Origin of the sequence: uncultured Microbacterium sp., from assembly GCF_937927635.1 — a bacterium.
Taxonomy (GTDB): domain Bacteria; phylum Actinomycetota; class Actinomycetes; order Actinomycetales; family Microbacteriaceae; genus Microbacterium.
The window spans coordinates 19,977-39,110 of sequence record NZ_CALBRW010000002.1 but is presented as its reverse complement, the minus strand read 5'-3'; the positions used below and the strand labels follow the sequence as shown (position 1 = coordinate 39,110).

General features: G+C 68.7%; 16 protein-coding genes. 11 read left to right on the top strand and 5 right to left on the bottom strand.

Annotated features, from left to right (window positions below; all coding sequences use genetic code 11):
* The first annotated feature begins 161 nt into the window (after window positions 1-161).
* Both istA and Q0568_RS00320 read left to right on the top strand, forming a co-directional pair.
* Window positions 162-1,724 (top strand): IS21 family transposase, encoded by a 1,563-nt coding sequence (gene istA, locus Q0568_RS00325; protein WP_298860407.1) that lies wholly within the window; start codon window positions 162-164, stop codon window positions 1,722-1,724.
* Window positions 1,721-2,467 carry an ATP-binding protein gene (locus Q0568_RS00320; RefSeq protein WP_298860404.1) on the top strand — a complete coding sequence of 249 codons (747 nt, stop codon included), beginning with the start codon at window positions 1,721-1,723 and terminating at the stop codon, window positions 2,465-2,467. Before istA ends, Q0568_RS00320 begins: the two co-directional genes overlap by 4 nt.
* 123 nt (window positions 2,468-2,590) lie before the next feature.
* Here the strand turns inward: Q0568_RS00320 and Q0568_RS00315 are convergent, their stop codons facing one another.
* A complete protein-coding gene (locus tag Q0568_RS00315) occupies window positions 2,591-2,947 on the bottom strand; it encodes a hypothetical protein (RefSeq protein WP_298860401.1) in 357 nt (118 codons plus the stop codon).
* Between the two features lie 402 nt (window positions 2,948-3,349).
* Here Q0568_RS00315 and Q0568_RS00310 point away from each other — a divergent pair, with 402 nt between their 5' ends.
* From Q0568_RS00310 to hrpB, 3 genes are all read left to right on the top strand, one after another.
* Window positions 3,350-3,778 carry a MarR family transcriptional regulator gene (locus tag Q0568_RS00310; RefSeq protein ID WP_298860398.1) on the top strand — a complete coding sequence of 143 codons (429 nt, stop codon included), beginning with the start codon at window positions 3,350-3,352 and terminating at the stop codon, window positions 3,776-3,778.
* Between the two features lie 73 nt (window positions 3,779-3,851).
* Window positions 3,852-5,480 carry an SPFH domain-containing protein gene (locus tag Q0568_RS00305; RefSeq protein WP_298860395.1) on the top strand — a complete coding sequence of 543 codons (1,629 nt, stop codon included), beginning with the start codon at window positions 3,852-3,854 and terminating at the stop codon, window positions 5,478-5,480.
* Between the two features lie 261 nt (window positions 5,481-5,741).
* Complete coding sequence (gene hrpB, locus Q0568_RS00300) at window positions 5,742-8,321, top strand: ATP-dependent helicase HrpB (protein WP_298860391.1); 2,580 nt, start codon at window positions 5,742-5,744, stop codon at window positions 8,319-8,321.
* Here hrpB and Q0568_RS00295 read toward each other — a convergent pair whose 3' ends face one another.
* The 4 genes from Q0568_RS00295 to Q0568_RS00280 all read right to left on the bottom strand — a co-directional run bounded on the left by Q0568_RS00295 (window position 8,322) and on the right by Q0568_RS00280 (window position 11,777).
* Window positions 8,322-9,050 carry an ABC transporter permease gene (locus Q0568_RS00295; protein ID WP_298860388.1) on the bottom strand — a complete coding sequence of 243 codons (729 nt, stop codon included), beginning with the start codon at window positions 9,048-9,050 and terminating at the stop codon, window positions 8,322-8,324.
* Window positions 9,047-9,799, bottom strand: a complete 753-nt coding sequence (locus Q0568_RS00290; RefSeq protein WP_298860410.1) for an ABC transporter ATP-binding protein — start codon at window positions 9,797-9,799, stop codon at window positions 9,047-9,049. The genes Q0568_RS00295 and Q0568_RS00290 overlap by 4 nt, the downstream gene beginning before the upstream one ends.
* A gap of 284 nt (window positions 9,800-10,083) precedes the next feature.
* Window positions 10,084-10,671 (bottom strand): TetR family transcriptional regulator, encoded by a 588-nt coding sequence (locus Q0568_RS00285; RefSeq protein WP_298860385.1) that lies wholly within the window; start codon window positions 10,669-10,671, stop codon window positions 10,084-10,086.
* A 71-nt stretch (window positions 10,672-10,742) separates the two neighbouring features.
* On the bottom strand, window positions 10,743-11,777 hold the full coding sequence (locus Q0568_RS00280) for an NAD(P)-dependent alcohol dehydrogenase (protein ID WP_298860382.1): 1,035 nt from the start codon (window positions 11,775-11,777) through the stop codon (window positions 10,743-10,745).
* A gap of 169 nt (window positions 11,778-11,946) precedes the next feature.
* Between Q0568_RS00280 and Q0568_RS00275 the strand changes: the two genes are divergently transcribed.
* The 6 genes from Q0568_RS00275 (at window position 11,947) to Q0568_RS00250 (ending at window position 19,132) form a co-directional block, all read left to right on the top strand.
* Window positions 11,947-12,978: a zinc-dependent alcohol dehydrogenase family protein gene (locus Q0568_RS00275; protein ID WP_298860380.1), complete on the top strand. Its 1,032-nt coding sequence runs from the start codon at window positions 11,947-11,949 to the stop codon at window positions 12,976-12,978.
* Window positions 12,979-13,001: 23 nt separating this feature from the next.
* A complete protein-coding gene (locus Q0568_RS00270; RefSeq protein ID WP_298860377.1) occupies window positions 13,002-13,625 on the top strand; it encodes a DUF2291 family protein in 624 nt (207 codons plus the stop codon).
* On the top strand, window positions 13,622-15,145 hold the full coding sequence (locus tag Q0568_RS00265) for a sugar ABC transporter ATP-binding protein (RefSeq protein WP_298860374.1): 1,524 nt from the start codon (window positions 13,622-13,624) through the stop codon (window positions 15,143-15,145). The genes Q0568_RS00270 and Q0568_RS00265 overlap by 4 nt, the downstream gene beginning before the upstream one ends.
* Before the next feature lie 23 nt (window positions 15,146-15,168).
* Window positions 15,169-16,266: an ABC transporter permease gene (locus Q0568_RS00260; protein ID WP_298860371.1), complete on the top strand. Its 1,098-nt coding sequence runs from the start codon at window positions 15,169-15,171 to the stop codon at window positions 16,264-16,266.
* A gap of 83 nt (window positions 16,267-16,349) precedes the next feature.
* Complete coding sequence (locus Q0568_RS00255) at window positions 16,350-17,336, top strand: D-ribose ABC transporter substrate-binding protein (RefSeq protein WP_298860368.1); 987 nt, start codon at window positions 16,350-16,352, stop codon at window positions 17,334-17,336.
* 56 nt (window positions 17,337-17,392) lie between these two features.
* Window positions 17,393-19,132: a dihydroxyacetone kinase family protein gene (locus Q0568_RS00250; protein WP_298860362.1), complete on the top strand. Its 1,740-nt coding sequence runs from the start codon at window positions 17,393-17,395 to the stop codon at window positions 19,130-19,132.
* The last annotated feature ends 2 nt before the right edge of the window (window positions 19,133-19,134 follow it).

Below are 19,134 nucleotides of genomic sequence, written 5' to 3'. Positions count from 1 at the left end.
TGAGTATTAGCGTTTCTGAGCACCATCGGTATTGCGGTTGAGCACCGCTCGCTGAGCAACGTGTTCTCGTCGTTGAGCACCACCGGATATTCGGCTTCAGCACCACCTTCGTAGGCTCCTTCTGCCGCGTGGCTGATCACGCGGCAGAAGGAGTAATTCGGATGGTACGCAGGATCAAGGCGAAGCTGGTGCTCCGGCTTCGCGCGGAGGGGTTCTCGGCGCGGCGGATCGAGGCGCAGGGCATGTCGCGGCACTCGGTGGTCGCGGTGTTCGACGCCGCCGACCGGGAGGGTATTGACTACGACGCTGTCGCCGATCTCGATGACGCGGAGGTGTATTCACGCCTGTTCCCAGGGCGCGGTGAGCACGAGAGTGTTCACGCGCAGCCGGACTGGGACCACGTCCACAAGGAGCTCGCGAAGGTCGGGGTGACGTTGAAGCTGCTGCACGGCGAGTACGTCGACGCCTGCCGCACCAAGGGCGAGACCGCGATGGGCTACGACAGGTTCTGCAAGACCTACCAGCACCACGTCCTGGTCACCGGGGCGGCGTCGCGGGTCGGTCACAAGGCGGGGCAGTCGGTCGAGGTGGACTGGTCGGGCAAGACGATGCAACTCACGGATCCGGTCACCGGGCAGGTGACGCGGGTGTGTTTGTTCGTCGCGGCGTTGCCGTTCTCGAGGTTCGGGTTCGTCGAGCCGACGCTGGACATGAAGCAGGACACTTGGCTGCGCGCGCACGTGAGCATGTTCGGCTGGTTCGGCGGCTCCGTGCCCCGGATCGTCCCGGACAACCTCAAGACCGGGGTGATCAAGCATCCGGCGGAGGGTGAGGTAGTCCTCAACGACGCGTATCGGGAGCTCGCGGCGCACTACTCTGCCGCGGTGCTACCGGGGCGGGTGCGCAAGCCGAAGGACAAGGCCAGCGTCGAGAACACCGTCGGCAACATCGCGACCTGGGTGATCGCCGCCCTCCGGAACCAGTCGTTCGCGACGCTGCCGGAGTTACGAGCCGCCATCTACGAGCGGATGAGAGCGTTCAACGCCGAGCCGTTCCAGAAACGCGCCGGGTCCAGGCAGAGCGTGTTCGAGAGTGAAGAGAAGCCGCTGCTTCGGCCGCTGCCGACGGTTGCGTTCGAGATCTCCCGGTGGGTCTACGGGCGGCGGGTTCAGAAGAACGGGCATGTGGTGTTCGAGAAGAACTTCTACTCCGTCCCCTACGTGAACATCGGCCGCAGCGTCGACCTGCGCGTCACGGACACGACGCTCGAGGTGTTCGCCGACGATCAGCGGCTGACCAGTCATCTGCTCGTGCCGGTCGGGGTCGTGAACGAGTACCGCACCCACGACAGTGACCTGCCCGACGGCCCCCAGTATCGGCAGTGGGACGCCCCACGAGTCCGGGAATGGGCAGCGAGGATCGGGGAGAACACCACGACAGTCGTGAACCGGATCTTCGAGTCCGTGCCCGTCGACGAGCAAGGCCTGGACGCAGCCCTCGCCGTGCTCCGCATGACACGCCGGTACTCCTCAGCACGAGTCGAAGCCGCCGCAGGGATCGCGCTGGCCCGCGTCCGGTCGCCGCGCTACGCGCACCTGCGCCCCATCCTCGACACCAGACAAGACAACCCCGCCAGCCGTGACGCCTGGACAACCCCCGCAACAGCCCCAGAGCCCGCAGGCTACGTCCGCGGCGCCGACTACTACGCGGCAGGCACCCGATGAGCCGGCTCGATACGGAGACGAAGCGCAAGCTGCGGGAGATGGGCGTGGCCTCACTCGTCGACGCCCTCGAGATCCAAGACGCCACCCTCACCTTGGGGATGGTGTTCGAGGAGCGGATCAAACTCGCCGTCGACGACGCCCACGCCGCGTTCACCCAGTCGAAAGTCGACGGACTCATCCGCCGGGCAGGGCTCCGCTACCCCAACGCGGACCTCCGCCGCGTCGACATGCTCGAACAGCGCGGCCTTGACCGGGGCGTGATCGCCCAACTCGGCACCTGCCAGTTCATCACCCGCCACATGAACGTCGTGTTCCAAGGCTTCACCGGCTCGGGGAAGTCCTACCTCGGGTCCGCGTTGGCGAAGCAGGCCTGTCAGCACCGCTACCGGGCGCACTACATCCGCATGCCCGACCTCGAAGAGTCCTGGGCCGCAGCTCGGGACCGACCAGCGGGGAGAGAGAAGTGGCTGCGCAAGTACGCCGCGTTCACCCTGCTCGTGATCGATGAGTGGCTGCTCGACACCCCGACCGACGACACCAGAACCATGCTCCTCGAGCTGCTCGAGAGACGCTACGACGCCACGTCGACGGTGTTCTGCACCCAATACGCGAAGAAGGACTGGCACCAGCGACTCGGCGGCGGAGTCCACGCAGACGCGATCATGGACCGCATCGTCCACAACACCATCTGGATCGAAACCGGCGAGGTCAACATGCGCGAACACACCGCCACGGCGAACTGAGTCGATGCCGGTGAGCGCCGATCCCACAGCAGTGGTGCTCACCGGCAATACCGCCTGGTGCTCAACCGCGATATCCGGTGGTGCTCAACCGCAATAATCAGTGGTGCTCACAGGGTCGAATACTCAGTCATTCCACTTGATCCACAAGGGCTGGCTAGACACGGCTTCGACGTCACCCCGCCTGTCGAGTTCCATCAGGCAGGACCTCTCGTTCAGCGATTCGAAAGGGACGGACGTCCTCGTACTCGCCATCCAGAGGGAGCCGTCGTAGTGCCGCTTACCTGGCCACTGAGGGAACTCGCGAACCGGTTCGCAGTCGGAGAAGCTCACGTTGCTGATGTCCGAGAGCGAGCGCAAGTGGCGCTGGCCCATCGCGAGATACTCGATCCACGCGCCGAGGCTCGAGAGACCGTCGTTTTGGACCGACCAGCCCCAACCGAGGTCCGCCATCTGTTCCAATCGCAACGCATTGTCGATCATCAGAACCGCGAGGCCGAAGAGTCCCGACCTATGGCGACGAAGCTACGCCGCGGACAGCGGCGTCCGGTCAGCCACGCCGATCCACGCCAACTTTCGTGACACAGCGACAGCTTTCGTGAGACGCCCGCCAGGTTTCGCGCGACTTCGCCAACTTTCGTGAGAACGGACAAACGGACACGGAGCACCGCGCATGATTTCCGTGACCAAACCGTTGCATTCGTTACCTCGCCGTTATACACTCGTCGCACGGTGAATGTTTGCTGTGGCATGAACCGCATGTGATTGCAGGACACTCTTGGTGCAAGGGACAAGGGCCGGTCGGAAGCCTCTCCGACCGGCCCTTACTTGTGCGCGAGATGCGCCGCGCCCGCGTTGTCGCCGCACGACACTACGCTGAAGGGCATGACCGATCGAGAGCTCGCACTCCGCGCCTGGGAGAGCCTGTTCCGCGCCCAGCACGAGCTGCTCGCCGAGATGTCCGGCGACTTCAGCACAGCCGGCATCACCGAGGCCGAGTACGACGTGCTGCTCACCGTCGTCCGCTCCTGCGAGATGACCGCCCGCCTGCGCGACGTCACCGCCAACTCGCTGATCAGCCAGCCCAGCGTCTCGCGCCTGGTCGACCGGATGGTCGCTCGCGAGCTGATCACCAAGGCCGTCGACCCCGAAGACGGTCGCGGCGCGCTCCTCACGGCGACGGATGCCGGAGCCCGTGCCTTCCGGCAGATGGCCACCCGGCACGGCCGCTCGATCGCCGAGAAGATGTCGCGCCTGGACGACGATGAGATGGCGACGCTGTACGCGCTGACCCAGAAGCTGCGCGGGCTGTAGCGGATCACAGCATCCCCCGAAGTCTGGCAGGGTGGTTCTCGAATCACACCTTCTGAGGGGAAAGGGCACTTCTATGGAGATCGCCGGAATCGTCGGCATCCTGATCATCGTCGGCGTCGCCGTCGTCGCCGCCATCATCATCGGACTCATCCTGCTGCTGTTCGCACGCAGCTGGATCAAGGTCGCCCGGGCCGACGAGGCGCTGGTCATCTCGGGACGCAAGCAGAAGGTGCAGCGCGCGGTCCTCAACGCCGACGGCAGCACCAGCTCGGAGCTCGCCGAGTCGCCGGTGACGGTCATCGTCAACGGCAAGTCGCTGGTCAACCCGATCACGCAGCGCCACGAGATCATCTCGCTGCGCTCACGCCAGGTCTCGCTGAACGCCGAGGCGCAGTCGCTGGATTCCGTCACGCTGAACGTCGACGGCGTCGCGATCGTGAAGATCGGCTCCGACCCCCTCTACGTGCGCCGCGCCGCCGAGCGCTTCGCCTCGCAGGACAAGGCCATCGAGCAGTTCACCACCGAGCAGCTCGAGGGCGCCTTGCGCGGCATCGTCGCCAAGCTCTCGGTCGTGGAGCTCATGCGCGAGCGCAAGAAGTTCTCCGAGCAGATCAGCTCCGATATCTCCGGCGAGCTGGCCGAGCAGGGCCTGATCCTGGACTCCTTCCAGATCAAGGGCATCACCGACAAGGTCGGCTACATCCAGTCGCTGGGCGCTCCCGAGATCCAGGCCAAGCGCCAGGCTGCGGAGATCTCGCAGACCAACGCCGACCGTGCGATCAACCAGAAGAACATCGCCAACGACGAGGCGAACCTGATCGAGCAGACCGCGCTCGACACGAACACCGCCAACGCCAACGCCGGCATCGGCCGCGCTCGCGCCGAAGCCGAGCAGGCCGAGTACCTCGCCCGCGCCCAAGCCGAGCAGGCGGTGCTGCAGCAGCAGGCCGAGAACAAGCAGGCGCAGCTGGATGCCGACGTCAAGCGCGTCGCCGACGCGCAGCGCTACGAGGCCGAGACCCGAGCCCAGGCAGAACTGTTCACTCGCGAGAAGTCGGCCGAGGCCGCCGCCATCGAGCAGGTCAAGCAGGCCGAGGCCCGCACCCGCATCGCCGAGCAGCAGGCAGAGGCCGACAAGGCTCGCGCCGCCGGTGAGGCGGCCGCTGCCGAGGCCAAGGCCACCGGTGATGCCAACGCCCTGCGCGCCCAGGCCGAGGCGGAGGCCGAGGCCCGCCGCCTGCGCGCCAACGCCGAGGCCGACGCCATCCGCGCCGAGGGTGAGGCCCGCGCCGCCGCCGTCGAGGCGGAGGCCAAGGCCATCGCCTCGAACCAGGAGGCCTTCCTGTCGCAGCGCGTGCTCGAGGTGCTGCCGTCGCTCATGGCCGAGTTCGCCAAGGGCTACGGCGCCATCGGCAACGTGTCCATCATCGGCGGCTCCGGCGAGGACGGCGCCTCCAGCGTCGTCGGCGGGGACAACGCCAAGGCCATGCGCGCCGTGTTCGACAGCGTGAACGCAGCGACCGGCCTGGACCTGGCCGCGATCATCCAGGGTCAGGCTGTCGGCCGCGGCTTCGGCGCCGGCGTCGCACAGGCGGATGCCACACCCGCGTCCGCCCCCGCCAAGCGCGCGTCCAAGCCCACCGCCTCCACGGAGGCTGCCGCCGCGGAGACCACCGCCGCGGAGACCACTGCCGCCGGGTAGCCGCTCACCCACCTGCCGAGACCCCTCCTGGCCGCCGAGACCCCTCGTGATCTGCGTCGCCCAGGAGGGGTTTCGACATTCACGAGGGGTCTCGGCGCGCGTGCCTCGCTCGACACCGCCGCGCACACTTCGGGGGCCGACACGCCACATCGCGGACGTTTCCCGCGAATCCGTCCGATATCTGGCGTGTCGGCCCCCGGAACGCAACCGCAGCAGCACCCCGCCCGCACTGATGCCGCCCGCACCGGGCAGACTGGAGGCATGCCCGCCTTCGACCTCGCCGCGATCGGCGCGGGGCTGTCGTTCGCAGGCGCACTCCCCGACCTGGAGCAGGCACTCGACAACAGCACCGCCGTGGTCGTGAGCGCCCCGCCGGGCACGGGCAAGACCACGCTGGTGCCTCCCCTGCTGACCAATCGCACATCGGGACGGATCATCGTCACGCAGCCGCGTCGGGTCGCCGCCCGCGCCGCCGCGCGCCGGCTCGCGCAGTTGGACGGCTCCCCGCTCGGCGACCGGGTCGGGTTCACCGTCCGCGGCGAGCGCAGGGCGGGGCCGAGCACAGAGGTCGAGTTCGTCACGGCCGGAGTGCTGCTGCGGCGGATGCTGTCCGACCCGGGCCTGGACGGCGTGGATGCCGTGATCATCGACGAGGTGCACGAGCGCGCCCTGGAGACCGACCTGCTGATCGGGCTGCTGGGCGAGGTGCGCGAGCTGCGCGACGACCTCGTGCTCATCGCGATGTCGGCCACGCTCGACGCCGAGCGCATCGCAGCCGTCATCGGCACAGACGATGCCTCCGCCCCCATCGTCGACCACCAGGTGCCCGCGTTCCCGCTCGAAGAGCGCTGGGCGCCGAGCCCTGCTCCTCGCCTGGACGAGCGCGGCGTCACCTGGGCGTTCCTCGACCATGTGGCGCAGGTCACAGCATCCGCTGCCCGTGACCTGCACCGCGACGACCCGACCGCCGACGTACTGGTGTTCCTGCCCGGTGCGCGGGAGGTCGCCGAGACCGCCCGCCGCATCCACGACGCCGTCCCCGGGTTCGACGTGCGAGAGCTGCACGGGCAGATCCCGTCGGCGGAGCAGGATGCCGTGATCCGCGGCCGCCGCCCGAGCGATGACCCGCGCATCATCGTGACCACCTCGCTGGCCGAGTCATCACTGACGGTGCCCGGCGTGCGCCTGGTCGTGGACAGCTGCCTGGCCCGGCATCCGCAGCGCGACGCGACCCGCGGCATGAGCGGCCTGGTCACGTCGTCAGCATCCCGCAGCTCGTCGGTGCAGCGCGCCGGACGCGCCACCAGGCAGGGCCCGGGCACAGTGATCCGCTGCGTGGACCAGCGCACGTACGCGGCCGCTCCGGCGCGCCCCGCGCCGGAGATCGCCACGACAGACCTGACGGATGCCGCTCTGCTGCTGGCCTGCTGGGGAGCACCGGGAGGTGCGGGGCTGCGGCTCATCGACCCGCTGCCCGCCGACAGCCTGTCCGAGGCACTGGGCGTACTGCGCGGCCTCGGCGCCATCGACGCCGACGGACGCGCGACCGACGAGGGCCGCGCGCTGGCGCGCATTCCCACCGATCCGAGGCTGGCCAGGGCGCTTCGCGACGGCGCCCCGCTGGTCGGCTCCCGCCTGGCCGCCGAGGTCGTCGCACTGCTGGGCGGGGACATCCGGATCGCGGATGCCGACGTCGCACGAGCATTGGTCGCCCTGCGCGGCGAGCGCAGTCCCGAAGCGCGCCGCTGGGTGCGCGACGCCGAGCGGATGCTGCGCTTCGCCGATCGTGCGGCCGGCACCTCGCAGCATCCGGAGCCTCACCGCCCGGCATCGGGTCCGCTGGAGAGCACCGGGCTCGTGATCGCCCTGGCCTTCCCGGCGCGCATCGCGCGGCGCATGGACCGCACTTCCGACCGTGCCACCTTCCTACTCGCCTCCGGCACTCGCGCGAACGTGCGCGGGTCGCTGGCGGATGCCGAATGGTTGGCTGTCGCAGAAGTCGCCCGGGCCAAGGGCCGTGCGGCGGCAGGCGCCGGTGCGGTGATCCGCGCCGCGGCCGCCCTCACCGAAGCGCAGGCGGAGCAGGCGGCGAACCATCTGATGACCGATCGTGTCGAGGCCGAATTCGCGAGCGGCCGCGTGCAGGCCCGTCGCGAGCGCCGCGTGGGTGCCATCGTGCGCTCATCCGTGCCGGTGCGCGCATCCGCCGAAGAGGGACGGGATGCCGTGCGCCGCGTTCTGCAGCGCGAGGGCCTCGGCCTGTTCACCTGGACGGATGCCGGGGACGCGCTGCGACGGCGGATGGCGCTGCTGCACCGCGAACTCGGCGATCCCTGGCCCGATGTCTCCGACGCGGGCCTGCTGACCGACCTCGATTCCTGGCTCGGGCCGGAGCTGGATCACCTGGCGACCGGCACGCCCGTGGCACGGCTGGATCTGACATCCGCCCTGCGCCGCCTGCTGCCGTGGCCGTCCGCCACGCACTTCGACGAGCTCGCCCCGGAACGCCTGGAGGTGCCCACGGGTTCCCGCATCCGCATCGCCTACCCACCGTTGGACGATCCCGAAGCGCGTCCGGTCGTGGCCGTGAAGCTGCAGGAGTGCTTCGGCTGGGCGCAGACGCCGAGGCTGGCCGACGGGCGGGTGCCGGTGCTGTTCCACCTGCTCTCCCCCGCCGGTCGCCCGCTGGCCGTCACCGACGACCTGGCGTCGTTCTGGTCGGGTCCGTACGCGCAGGTGCGCGCAGAGATGCGCGGCCGGTATCCCAAGCATCCGTGGCCCGAGGATCCCTGGGCGGCAGTCCCCACCCGGCACACCAAGAACCGCGCTGCGCGCGGCTGACTACGGCGTGCGGCGGCGCAGTGTGAGCGGCGCCAGCACCAGGCATCCGATCGCGAACGCCGCCACGATCAGCAGCGGCGCGCCGACGTCCCAGCCGGTTTCGCCCTTCGCGACCGCCTGGATGGCGTCGATCGCGTGGCTGAGCGGCAGCCAGTCGGAGATCGCGTACAGCACGTCGGGCATCTGGTCTCGCGGCATGAACAGGCCGCCGAGGATGATCTGCGGGAACACCAGGATCGGCATGAACTGCACGGCCTGGAACTCGGTCTGCGCGAACGCGCTGGCCAGCAGGCCGAGCGCCGTGCCGAGCACGGCATCCACCACCGCCACCGCACCCAGCTGCCACAGCGGGCCGTCGACGGTCAGACCGCACACGTACACGGCGAAGGCCACCGTGATGATGGCCTGCAGAACGGCCATCAGCCCGAACGCCAGCGCGTAGCCGAGGATGAAGTCGCCCTTGCCGAGCGGGGTGGTCATCAGCCTCTCGAGGGTGCCCGAGCGGCGCTCGCGCAGCGTGGTGATCGAGGTGATCAGGAACATCACGATGAACGGGAACAGCGCCAGGATCGCGCCGCCGAACTGGTCGAACACGCCGTCCTTGTCGGCGAAGAGCCAGGCGAACAGGCCCACCAGCAGGCTCGGTGCGACGAGCATGAGCGCGATGGAGCGGGGGTCGTGACGCAGCTGCTGCAGCACGCGACCGGCTGTGGCGAAGGTGCGGTTCATCGTTCCTCCTCCCGCCGGGAGCGACGCGTCTCGTGGCCGGCGTCCCGCTGGATGAGCGTGAGGAACGCGCTCTCGGCATCCGTCTGACCGGTGTCGGCCAGCAACTGCCGCGGCGTCGTGTCGGCGATGATGCGGCCGGCGCGCATGAGCAGCAGGCGGTCGCAGCGCAGTGCCTCGTCCATCACGTGGCTGGAGACCAGCATGGTGGTGCCGGCGTCGGCGATCTCGCGGAACAGCGTCCACAGCTCGCTGCGCAGGACCGGGTCCAGGCCCACGGTCGGCTCGTCGAGCACGACCAGCTCGGGGCTGCCCAGCAGCGCGGCGCCGAGCGACACGCGATTCAGCTGGCCGCCGCTGAGCGCATCGACGGGTTGGTTCGCGTGGCTGGAGAGCCCGATCTGGGTCAGTACGCGGTCGACATCGGCGCGCGGGGCACGGAGGACGGATGCGAAGTAGCGCAGGTTCTCTCGCACCGTGAGGTCGGTGTAGACGGCCGACCCCTGCGTGCCGTAGGAGACACGGCTGCGCAGCGCGCGGGAACCGGCGGGCTCGCCGAGCACCTCGACGGTGCCGCCGTGGGTGCGCTGCACCCCGACGATGGAGCGCATGAGCGTGGTCTTGCCGCAGCCGGATGGCCCGAGCAGGCCGATCACCTGCCCGCGAGGGATGCGCAGCGACAGTCCGTCGAACACGTCATGACGACCGCGCCGCACCCGCAGCTCGTCGATCACCACGGCATCCTTATTCATCATGTGATGAATTATTCATCGGCGCTGATGCGGAGTCAAGGGCGCTCGGGGCGGGTTGGGGCGCGGCGGTCGTTTCGCGGGTCGCATAGTGCTGCCTCCGAGCGCGGGAGGCGGCAATTCGAGACCCGCGGGACAGGGATGTGCCGCAGCCGGGAGTGTCGCGGGGCCCAGTTGGTCGCCTCACGCAGGCCGAGTCAGCAGAATGCGACCCGCGAATAGCGGATGCTGCGGGGGCGCGACCCCGCGGACGGCGGATGCTGCGGAGCGCTGCGCGAGGCCGACACCTAGTCGAACAGGTACCGCTGCAGGGTCGGCGCGATGCGCGCCACGAGGTCGTCGATGTCGGCATCCGCCATGGCCGGAAGCTCCACGACGTACCGGGTGATGAGCAGCCCCGCGATCTGCGAGGCCACCAGGGACGCCCGCAGCTCGGCATCCGGCGCGTCCAGCTCGGCCGCTATCCGCGGCAGAAGCTCACGGGAGAGGAACCCCGTCACCAGCGGCGCGGTCAGTTTGCCGCTGACGGCTGTGCGCAGCATGATCACCCCGCGCTTGCGCACCGCCGGCCGCTCGAACGACTCCAGCACGAAGCGCACGATGCGCTCCCCGGCCTGCTCGCGCGGGCCCTGCAGAATGAGGGGCACCTCCTGGTCGGGACGCAGCGGGAGCTCGGTGATCTCCGCGAACAGGTCGGCCTTGGCACCGAAGTAGTGGTGCACGAGGGCGGCATCCACGCCAGCCCGCGCGGCGATGCCCCGCACGGTCGCGCCGTCGTAGCCGTGCTCGCCGAACTCGGTCACCGCCGCCGCCGCGATGCGGGCGCGTGCATCCGACTCCCCCGGGGGTCGCCCCCGCCCTCGCCTGGTCACCATGACGTCAGCCTACGACGCGCGAGCACTCACCCGCCCGGCCCGCACAGTGCGATTCCGAAGCGCATGCGACATCACTCCTGCGGCAGCACGACCGACTTGATGGTCGACTCGTCGGCCGTCGATTCCAGTGCCGCCTGCGCGTCGGCCAGCACGAAGGATCCGGTGCGCATGCCGTCGAGATCCACTCGGCCGGTCACCGCCAGCGCGATGGCCGCAGGCCACGTGTTGGCGTAGCGGAAGACACCCGTCAGCAGCAGTTCGCGGTTCTGGATGCGCGTGATGGGCAGCTCCAGATCCGTGGCGCCCATGCCGACCAGCACGACCCGCCCGCCCGGTGCCACGGCCTCGATCCCGCTGCGCACGGCCGCACCCGCACCGGAGGCGTCGATGAACGCATCCACCTGCAGCCCGGGCAGGCTGTCCCCGTCGGTCCGCGGGTCCAGCACGTGGGTCGTGCCGAAGCGCAGCGCATTGCGCCGCCTCGTCTCGCTGAGATCCGTGACGACGATCTCGGCTGCTCCCGCTGCGTGCGCCACCTGGGCGCACGCCATGCCGATGGGTCCCGCGCCCGTGATCAGCACCCGGTCGCCCAGCGAGATGTCCGCTTTGCGGATGGTCGCGACCGCGACCGACAGCGGCTCCATCAGCGCCGCGGCCACGTCGCTGACGGCATCCGGCACACGATGAGCGAAGTGCGACTGGATCGTCACGTACTCCTGGAACGCGCCATCGGTCCCAGGCACCGCGTAGAAGCGCATGTCCGGGTCGAGGTTGTAGTCGCCGCGCAGCGTCTCCCGCGAAGTCGTCGACGGATGCTGCGGCTCGATCGACACGCGCTGACCGACGCGACCGGCATCCACCGCCGAACCCACGGCGACGATGAGCCCGGCGGACTCGTGCCCGAGGACCAGCGGCTCGACGACCTCCCAGTCGCCCAGCCTGCCCTCGTGGAAGAAGTGCACATCGGAGCCGCAGACGCCGACGGCATCCACTCTCACCAGCACCTCGTCCGGCGCGGGACGCGGCACAGGTCGCTCCTGCAGCTCCAGCACACCTGCCCGCACGAGCACATTGGCCCGCATCGTTTCCGGAAGATCAGCCGGCATCGTCGCGCTCCTCACCCTGGGTGTTGACAAATCTCGTGTGATGTTCATATGTTAGCTTTCTCGTGAACTAAAAACGAGATCACTGAGAAGATAACAAAATCCCTCGCCCGAGGGATCTGTCCGATCGACGACGACGTCGCCGACCGACCACGGTGCAAACGGAGCAAAGATGCGCGCAATTGTTTTCACAGCACAGGGAGAGCTGGCCCTCGAGGAGCGGCCCAAGCCGACACCCGGCTACAAGGAGATCCTCATCAAGACGGCTGCCGTCGGGATCTGCGGCACGGACACGCACGTGTTCGACGGCGAGTTTGAGGGAACCGTGTTCCCGCTGGTGCCCGGCCACGAGGCCACCGGCACGATCGTCGCCCTCGGCGAGGACGTGAACAGCGGCGTGTTCGACTTCCAAGTCGGAGACCACGTGGCTGTGAACCCCTCGACCACCTGCGGCGAGTGCGAGTTCTGCCTGAACGGTCACCAGAACCTGTGCCGGTTCTGGAACGGACTGGGCGTGGTGGCCTCCGACGGCGCCTCCCAGGAGTACTTCGTCGCCCCCGCCAGCAACGTCTACAAGCTGCGCCCGGAGACCGACATCAACGAGGCCGCGCTCATCGAGCCGCTGGCCTGCGCCATCCGCGGGTGGGACGTCCTCCCCCGGCGCATCGGCGACCACGTGCTGGTGTACGGCGCCGGGACCATGGGCCTGCTGATGGCTCAGCTCGCGACCCGCGCCGGTGCCGCGTCCGTCACCATCGTCGACCTCAACGAGGAACGGCTGAAGACCGCCGAGGAGTGCGGCATCGAACTGCGCTACACCAGCGCGGACGACGCGGATCGTGAGAAGTGGGACGTCGTGATCGACTGCACTGGCAACATCCGTGCCATCGAGGATGCGCTGACCCACGTCAAGCCGGCCGGCTTCTTCCAGGACTTCGGCGTCGCGCCCGCCGATCGGACGGCCCAGTACTCCCCGTTCCGCGTGTACCGCGACGAGATCTCCATCGTCGGCACCATGGCCGTGCTGAACTCGTTCGGCCGTGCTGTGCAGATGTTCGAGGCCGGGGCCATCAACGCCAAGGCCATGATCAGCCACTCCTTCACCCTCGACGACTACTCGCAGGCTCTGGACATGTTCCGCCAGGGCACTGGCCGCAAGCTGCAGATCCGTCCCAACGACACCGAGTCGCGAGTCCTGCTGTGAGCTCGGCATCCGGGACCCGGGGCATGAGCCCCGGAACGAAGCGCGTCGTGTGGATCATCGTGGCCGTCGTCGTCTTGGCCTTCCTGGTCCTCGGAACGCGCGTCGTCAGCAACGATAACCCGGCGGCGCAGAAGGCCGGGTCGTTCAATCCCGACACCTACGGCGCCGAGAACTTCCCCAAGGTGCAGAAGGCCGTCGAGAAGAACGCGGCGGACGCCAAGACCCTGGCCGAGGCCATCGCCGCAGACCCGGCGAAGGCCGCATCCGAGTTCGCCGTGCAGAGCTCTGGCGGCCCCGTGTACAGCGTGACCTTTACCGGGGTCGTCGGCGAGGGTGCATCCGGGATCTACGCCGTGAACGTCGACGGCGTCTCCTCCGACAACCTGGCCATCCGCGTGCAGACCGGGCCGGCCATCAACGGCACCGACCTGCGCGACGCCACGGGCGACATCAAGTTCGGTCAGTTCACCAACCAGATCGACTATCAGAACGCCGCCGCGGCGATCAACGAAGAGCTCAAGAAGAAGGTGCTCTCCGACATCGACGCGGCCTCCCTGCAGGGCAAGACTATCGAGGTCACGGGTGCGTTCACGCTGATCAACCCGAAGTCCTGGCTGGTGACCCCGGTTGCGGTGAGCGTGAAATGAGCGTCACCGACAACCCCGTCGTGCTCGAGGCGCGAGACATCGTCAAGACCTACGGCGGAACGCGCGCGCTCAAGGGCGTGAACTTCACGGTCCGGCTCGGTGCAGTGACCACGCTGTTCGGTGAGAACGGCGCCGGCAAGTCCACGCTCATGAAGATCCTCTCCGGCGTGGAGCAGCCCACCTCCGGCGAGATCGTGCTGGACGGCGAACCCGTCTCGTTCGCGTCGACCAACGACGCCAGGGACCGTGGCATCTCGATCATCCACCAGGAGCTCAGCCTCGCACCCAACCTGTCGGTGCGCGACAACATCTTCATGGGTCGTGAGATCACCGGCCCGTTCGGAGTGGACTTCGCCGAGGAGACGCGGCAGACGCAGCAGCTGCTCGACGACATGCAGCTGTCCATCGCCCCGGACACCCTCGTGCAGGACCTGCGAGTCGGACAGCAGCAGATCATCGAGATCGCCCGCGCGCTGTCCGTCAACTCGCGCATCCTCATCATGGATGAGCCCACCTCCGCGCTCGCGGCCGCCGAGGTCGCCGTGCTTTTCGGCATCATCCGCGACCTGCTGGCGAAGGGCGTCGGGATCGTTTACATCTCCCACCACCTCGAGGAGGCGCTGGAGGTCACCGACTTCGCGGTCGTACTGCGAGACGGGAACATGACCGCGCACGGTGAGCGCTCCGAGATCGATCTGGAGTGGATCGTCCGGAACATGGTCGGCGACAACTTCGACCTCGGCAACCCGCCGACGGGCTACGAGTTCGGCGAGGTCGTCCTGTCGGTCGAGAAACTCACCGTCGTGGATCGCGAGAACCCGGAGCGCGCCGTCGTCGACGGGATGGACCTGCAGGTGCGCGCGGGGGAGATCGTCTGCATCTACGGACTGATGGGCGCCGGGCGCACGGAGCTGCTGGAGGCCATCGCCGGCCGCGAGCCCGTGGCCGGCGGCGACATCCTGCTCGAGGGACGCTCCATCCTGCAGGACTCGATCGCCGAGCGGCTGGATGCCGGTGTCGGCCTGGTGCCCGAGGACCGCCAGCGCGACGGCCTCGTGCAGACGTTCAGCATCGGGCGGAACCTGACGCTGGCGAGCCTGGCGAGGAACCTGCGCAACGGGATGATCTCCCGCAGCACCGAGCGCACCCGCGCGAACGACCTGATCCGCGCGGTCACGGTCAAGACGCCCGGCCCCGATCTGCCGATCGGCGCGCTGTCCGGCGGCAACCAGCAGAAGGTCGTCATCGGCAAGATCGTGGCGACCGATCCCCGGGTCATGGTGCTCGACGAGCCCAGCCGCGGTATCGACATCGGTGCGAAGGCGGAGGTGTTCGGCCTGCTGGCAGAGAAGGCCCGCACCGGCGTCGCCGTGGTGTACTCCACCTCCGAGGTGGGCGAATGCCTCAGCATCGCGCACCGCATCATCGTCATGCGCCGCGGCCGGATCTCGGCCGAGTTCGCGCCCGACGTCACCAAAGACATGATCATGGCAGCCTCCGGCGAAGCCGCCGCCGCGTAAGCCTTCCAGAAACGGATCTAACGATGACAACCACAACAACACTCATCGCCAACAGGAAGAAGCAGTTCTCGCTGACCAAGCTGCTGCTGGAAGGACGGGCGTTCCTGGCGCTCATCCTCATCATCGTGGTGTTCTCCCTGCTCTCGCCGAACTACCTGACGCTGAACAACCTGCTCATCATGGCCTCCCACGTGGCGATCTACGCCATGCTCGGCATGGGGATGCTGCTGGTGATCCTGAACGCCGGCATCGACCTGTCGGTGGGCTCGACCCTCGGCTTCTCCGCCGTCGTCGGCGGCTATCTGCTGCAGGGCGTGCCCATCAACCTCTTCGGCGTCACGCTGTACCCCAGCGTGCCCGTCGTCGTGCTGATCTCCTGCGCTGTCGGAGCACTGGTCGGTGTGATCAACGGCGTGCTGGTCGCGCGGTTCAAGGTGGCGCCGTTCGTGGCGACACTGGGCATGCTGTACGTCGTGCGCGGCGCGGCGCTGCTGATGACCAACGGCCTCACCATCAACAACCTCGCCGGCAAGCCCGAGCTCGGCAACACCGGTATCGACTGGCTGGGCTTCAACCGCGTGTTCAACATCCCGATCGGCGTGCTGATCATGGTGGTCGTGGCCCTCATCCTCGGCTGGCTGCTGGGCCGCACCCGGTTCGGCCGCTGGCTGTACGCCTCCGGTGGCAACGAACGCGCCGCAGAGCTGTCCGGCGTCCCGGTGCGCAAGGTGCAGGTGTGGGTCTACGTGGTCTCCGGCATCTGCGCCGCCATTGCAGGGCTCATCCTCGCCTCGACGCTGACCAGCGCCAGCCCCACCGCCGGCAACACCTACGAGCTGACCGCCATCGCCGCGGTCGTCATCGGCGGCGCGTCGCTGATGGGTGGAAGCGGCAACGTCCGCGGCACGCTGCTGGGCGCGTTCGTGATCGGCTTCCTGTCCGACGGACTGGTGATCGTGGGCGTCTCCGCCTACTGGCAGATGGTGTTCATCGGCGCGGTCATCGTGGTCGCGGTGCTGCTGAACAGCCTTCAGTACCGCCGTCGTCGCAGGGCCCGCAAGTCCAGCACTCCCGAGGCACCCAGTCCCAAGACCGCCGAGCGCGCTCCCGTCGCCGCCTGAGCGGCGCCGATCACTCGCCCGCCGCCATGCGGGGAGCCCATTGAGAAATTCAAGATGCAGTCAACTCTGAAAGGACACAGCACATGATTGGCAAGAAGGCTCTGGCCGCCCTCGCAGTAGCGGGTGGTCTCGTGCTCAGCCTGGTCGGATGCTCGTCGAGCAGCACTCCGTCCGCGGACACCCCCACCAAGGACACCGCAGGCGGGCTGATCACGATCATCGTCAACGACCCGTCGAACCCGTACTGGAAGACGGAGGGCGACATCGCGGCCGCCACCGCGAAGGACCTCGGATACAAGACGACGGTCGGCGCCCACAAGGGCGACACGAACACGGAGAACACGCTGATCGACACGGCGATCTCCAACAAGTCCGTGGCCATCATCCTCGACCCCGCCAACGCCGACGGCTCCATCGCCGCCGTCAAGAAGGCGGATGCCGCGGGCATCCCGGTGTTCCTGGTGAACGCCGAGATCAACCAGTCGGGCCTGGCCAAGGCCCAGCTGGTCTCCAACAACGCCCAGGGCGCCGCACTCGGCGCTCAGGAGTGGGTGAAGCTGATGAACGAGAAGGGCGACTACGTCGAGCTGTTCGGATCCCCGTCCGACAACAACGCCCAGACCCGCTCCAACGGCTACAACACCGTGATCAGCCAGTACCCCGACCTCAAGCAGGTGGGCAAGGAGGTCGCCGACTGGGACCGCACCAAGGGCCACGACAAGATGCAGTCGCTGCTGCAGGCGCACGCCACTCTGAACGGCGTGATCTCCGGCAACGATGAGATGGCGCTGGGCGCGATCGCCGCGATGAAGGAGGCCGGCCGACTGGACGGCGTCGTCGTCGGCGGATTCGACGGCTCCCCGGATGCTGTCGCAGCCATCAACGCCGGCGAGCTGGCGTACACGGTTCTGCAGCCCGTCGCCGTGTTCTCGAAGGACGCCGTCAAGATGGCCGACGATTTCCTGAAGAACGGCACCGAGCCCAAGACCGAGAAGCAGGCCTATGACTGCATCCTCATCACGAAGGACAACGTCGCCAAGATGACGGCGCCGTTCACCCTCGCCGAATGAACCATCGTGCCGGCCGGGCGTCCGCGCCCGGCCGGCACATACCTGCAGGAGCACCCATGAGCTTCATCCTGAATGACGCGGCGTCCTTCGCCGACGAGTCCGCCACCGGATTCGTGACCGCCCACGCCGACACCGTGCGTCGTGTGACCGGCGGCGTCGCACGCCGTGCTGCCACCCCCGACGGCCAGGTCGCGGTCGTGATCGGCGGCGGGTCCGGACACTACCCCGCCTTCGCGGGCCTGGTGGGTCCCGGTCTCGCCCACGCCGCAGCCATGGGCAACATCTTCGCCTCGCCGAGCACCCAGCAGGTGCACGCCGTCGCACGCTCCGTCGCCGGAACCGGCGGCGTGCTGCTGAGCTACGGCAACTACGCCGGCGACGTTCTCAACTTCGATCTGGCGCAGGAGCGCCTGATCGCCGATGGCATCCCCACGCGCACGGTCGCCGTGACCGATGACATCTACTCCGCCTCGCCCGACGAGCGGCACAGGCGCCGTGGAATCGCCGGTGACCTGGCCGTTTTCAAGGCGGCCGCCTGGGCTGCCGAGCAGGGCAGGGATCTGGATGCCGTCGCCGCATTCGCCGCGCACGCCAACGACCGCACCCGCTCCGTGGGCGTGGCGTTCACCGGCTGCACGCTGCCCGGCGCCACAGAGCCGCTGTTCACCGTTCCCGAGGGCCAGATGGCCGTGGGCATGGGCATCCACGGCGAGCCGGGGATCGACATCCGCCCCGTCCCCACCGCCCGCGAGCTGGGATCGTTCCTCGTCGACGCGCTGCTGGCCGAGCTGCCCGACGACGTCGCAGGCGCAGACGGCGCGCGGGTCGGCGTGATCCTGAACGGCCTGGGCTCGATCAAGTCCGAGGAGCTGTTCCTGCTGTACGGCGAGGTCGCCCCGCTGCTGACCGCCGCCGGCGTCACCGTGGTCGAGCCCGAGGTCGGCGAGTATGCCACCAGCTTCGAGATGGCGGGCATCTCACTGACTCTCTTCTGGCTCGACGACGAGCTCGAGCAGGCATGGCGGGCCGGCGCGCAGGCGCCCGGCTACCGCAAGGGATCCGTCGCCGATGACGCTCCCACGCCCGACGCCGTCGTCGATGACTCTCCCACCGACACGGTCGAGATCGCAGCGGCCGGCAGCGACTCCGCCCGAGCGACGGGTGAGGTGGCCGCCGCGGCGATCCACTCCATCCGCGAGATGATCGACCGCGAGGTCGACGAACTGGGCCGCCTGGATGCCATCGCCGGCGACGGCGACCACGGCATCGGGATGCAGCGCGGCTCGCACGCGGCCGACGAGGCCGCGCAGACCGCAGCCGCCTCGCACGCCGGAGCCGGAACGGTGCTGGCACTGGCCGGTGACGCCTGGGCGGACAGGGCCGGTGGAACCTCCGGGGCGCTGTGGGGCGCCGGGCTGCGGGCCGCGGGCGGGGTCCTGGGCGATGAAGCGGCTCCCGACGCCGCGACGCTGGCGCGCGCTGTGGATGCCGCGCGGGAGACCGTGCAGCGAGCAGGCAGGGCCGAGGTCGGCGACAAGACTCTCGTGGACGCACTGGTCCCCTTCGCGCACGCGCTTGCGGAGCAGGCCGCTGCGGGTGCCGGCACCGTCGAGGGCTGGCAGGCGGCGACGCAGGCCGCGACGGCCGCAGCCACCGCGACCGCCGATCTGCTTCCGCGCATGGGCCGCGCACGCCCGCACATGGAGAAGAGTCTCGGCACCCCCGATCCCGGTGCGGTGTCGTTCGCTATGGCAATGGACGCGGTGCTCGAGTGCATCCGCTCCATCAAGGAATGAGG

Coding starts and splice junctions, on each gene's coding strand:
- Q0568_RS00285 (WP_298860385.1), bottom strand. CDS start 10,671: ATGGTGACCAGGCGAGGGCGGGGGCGACCCCCGGGGGAGTCGGATGCA.
- Q0568_RS00265 (WP_298860374.1), top strand. CDS start 13,622: ATGAGCGTCACCGACAACCCCGTCGTGCTCGAGGCGCGAGACATCGTC.
- Q0568_RS00315 (WP_298860401.1), bottom strand. CDS start 2,947: ATGATCGACAATGCGTTGCGATTGGAACAGATGGCGGACCTCGGTTGG.
- Q0568_RS00305 (WP_298860395.1), top strand. CDS start 3,852: ATGGAGATCGCCGGAATCGTCGGCATCCTGATCATCGTCGGCGTCGCC.
- hrpB (WP_298860391.1), top strand. CDS start 5,742: ATGCCCGCCTTCGACCTCGCCGCGATCGGCGCGGGGCTGTCGTTCGCA.
- Q0568_RS00320 (WP_298860404.1), top strand. CDS start 1,721: ATGAGCCGGCTCGATACGGAGACGAAGCGCAAGCTGCGGGAGATGGGC.
- Q0568_RS00255 (WP_298860368.1), top strand. CDS start 16,350: ATGATTGGCAAGAAGGCTCTGGCCGCCCTCGCAGTAGCGGGTGGTCTC.
- Q0568_RS00250 (WP_298860362.1), top strand. CDS start 17,393: ATGAGCTTCATCCTGAATGACGCGGCGTCCTTCGCCGACGAGTCCGCC.
- istA (WP_298860407.1), top strand. CDS start 162: ATGGTACGCAGGATCAAGGCGAAGCTGGTGCTCCGGCTTCGCGCGGAG.
- Q0568_RS00290 (WP_298860410.1), bottom strand. CDS start 9,799: ATGAATAAGGATGCCGTGGTGATCGACGAGCTGCGGGTGCGGCGCGGT.
- Q0568_RS00270 (WP_298860377.1), top strand. CDS start 13,002: ATGAGCCCCGGAACGAAGCGCGTCGTGTGGATCATCGTGGCCGTCGTC.
- Q0568_RS00275 (WP_298860380.1), top strand. CDS start 11,947: ATGCGCGCAATTGTTTTCACAGCACAGGGAGAGCTGGCCCTCGAGGAG.
- Q0568_RS00280 (WP_298860382.1), bottom strand. CDS start 11,777: ATGCCGGCTGATCTTCCGGAAACGATGCGGGCCAATGTGCTCGTGCGG.
- Q0568_RS00295 (WP_298860388.1), bottom strand. CDS start 9,050: ATGAACCGCACCTTCGCCACAGCCGGTCGCGTGCTGCAGCAGCTGCGT.
- Q0568_RS00310 (WP_298860398.1), top strand. CDS start 3,350: ATGACCGATCGAGAGCTCGCACTCCGCGCCTGGGAGAGCCTGTTCCGC.
- Q0568_RS00260 (WP_298860371.1), top strand. CDS start 15,169: ATGACAACCACAACAACACTCATCGCCAACAGGAAGAAGCAGTTCTCG.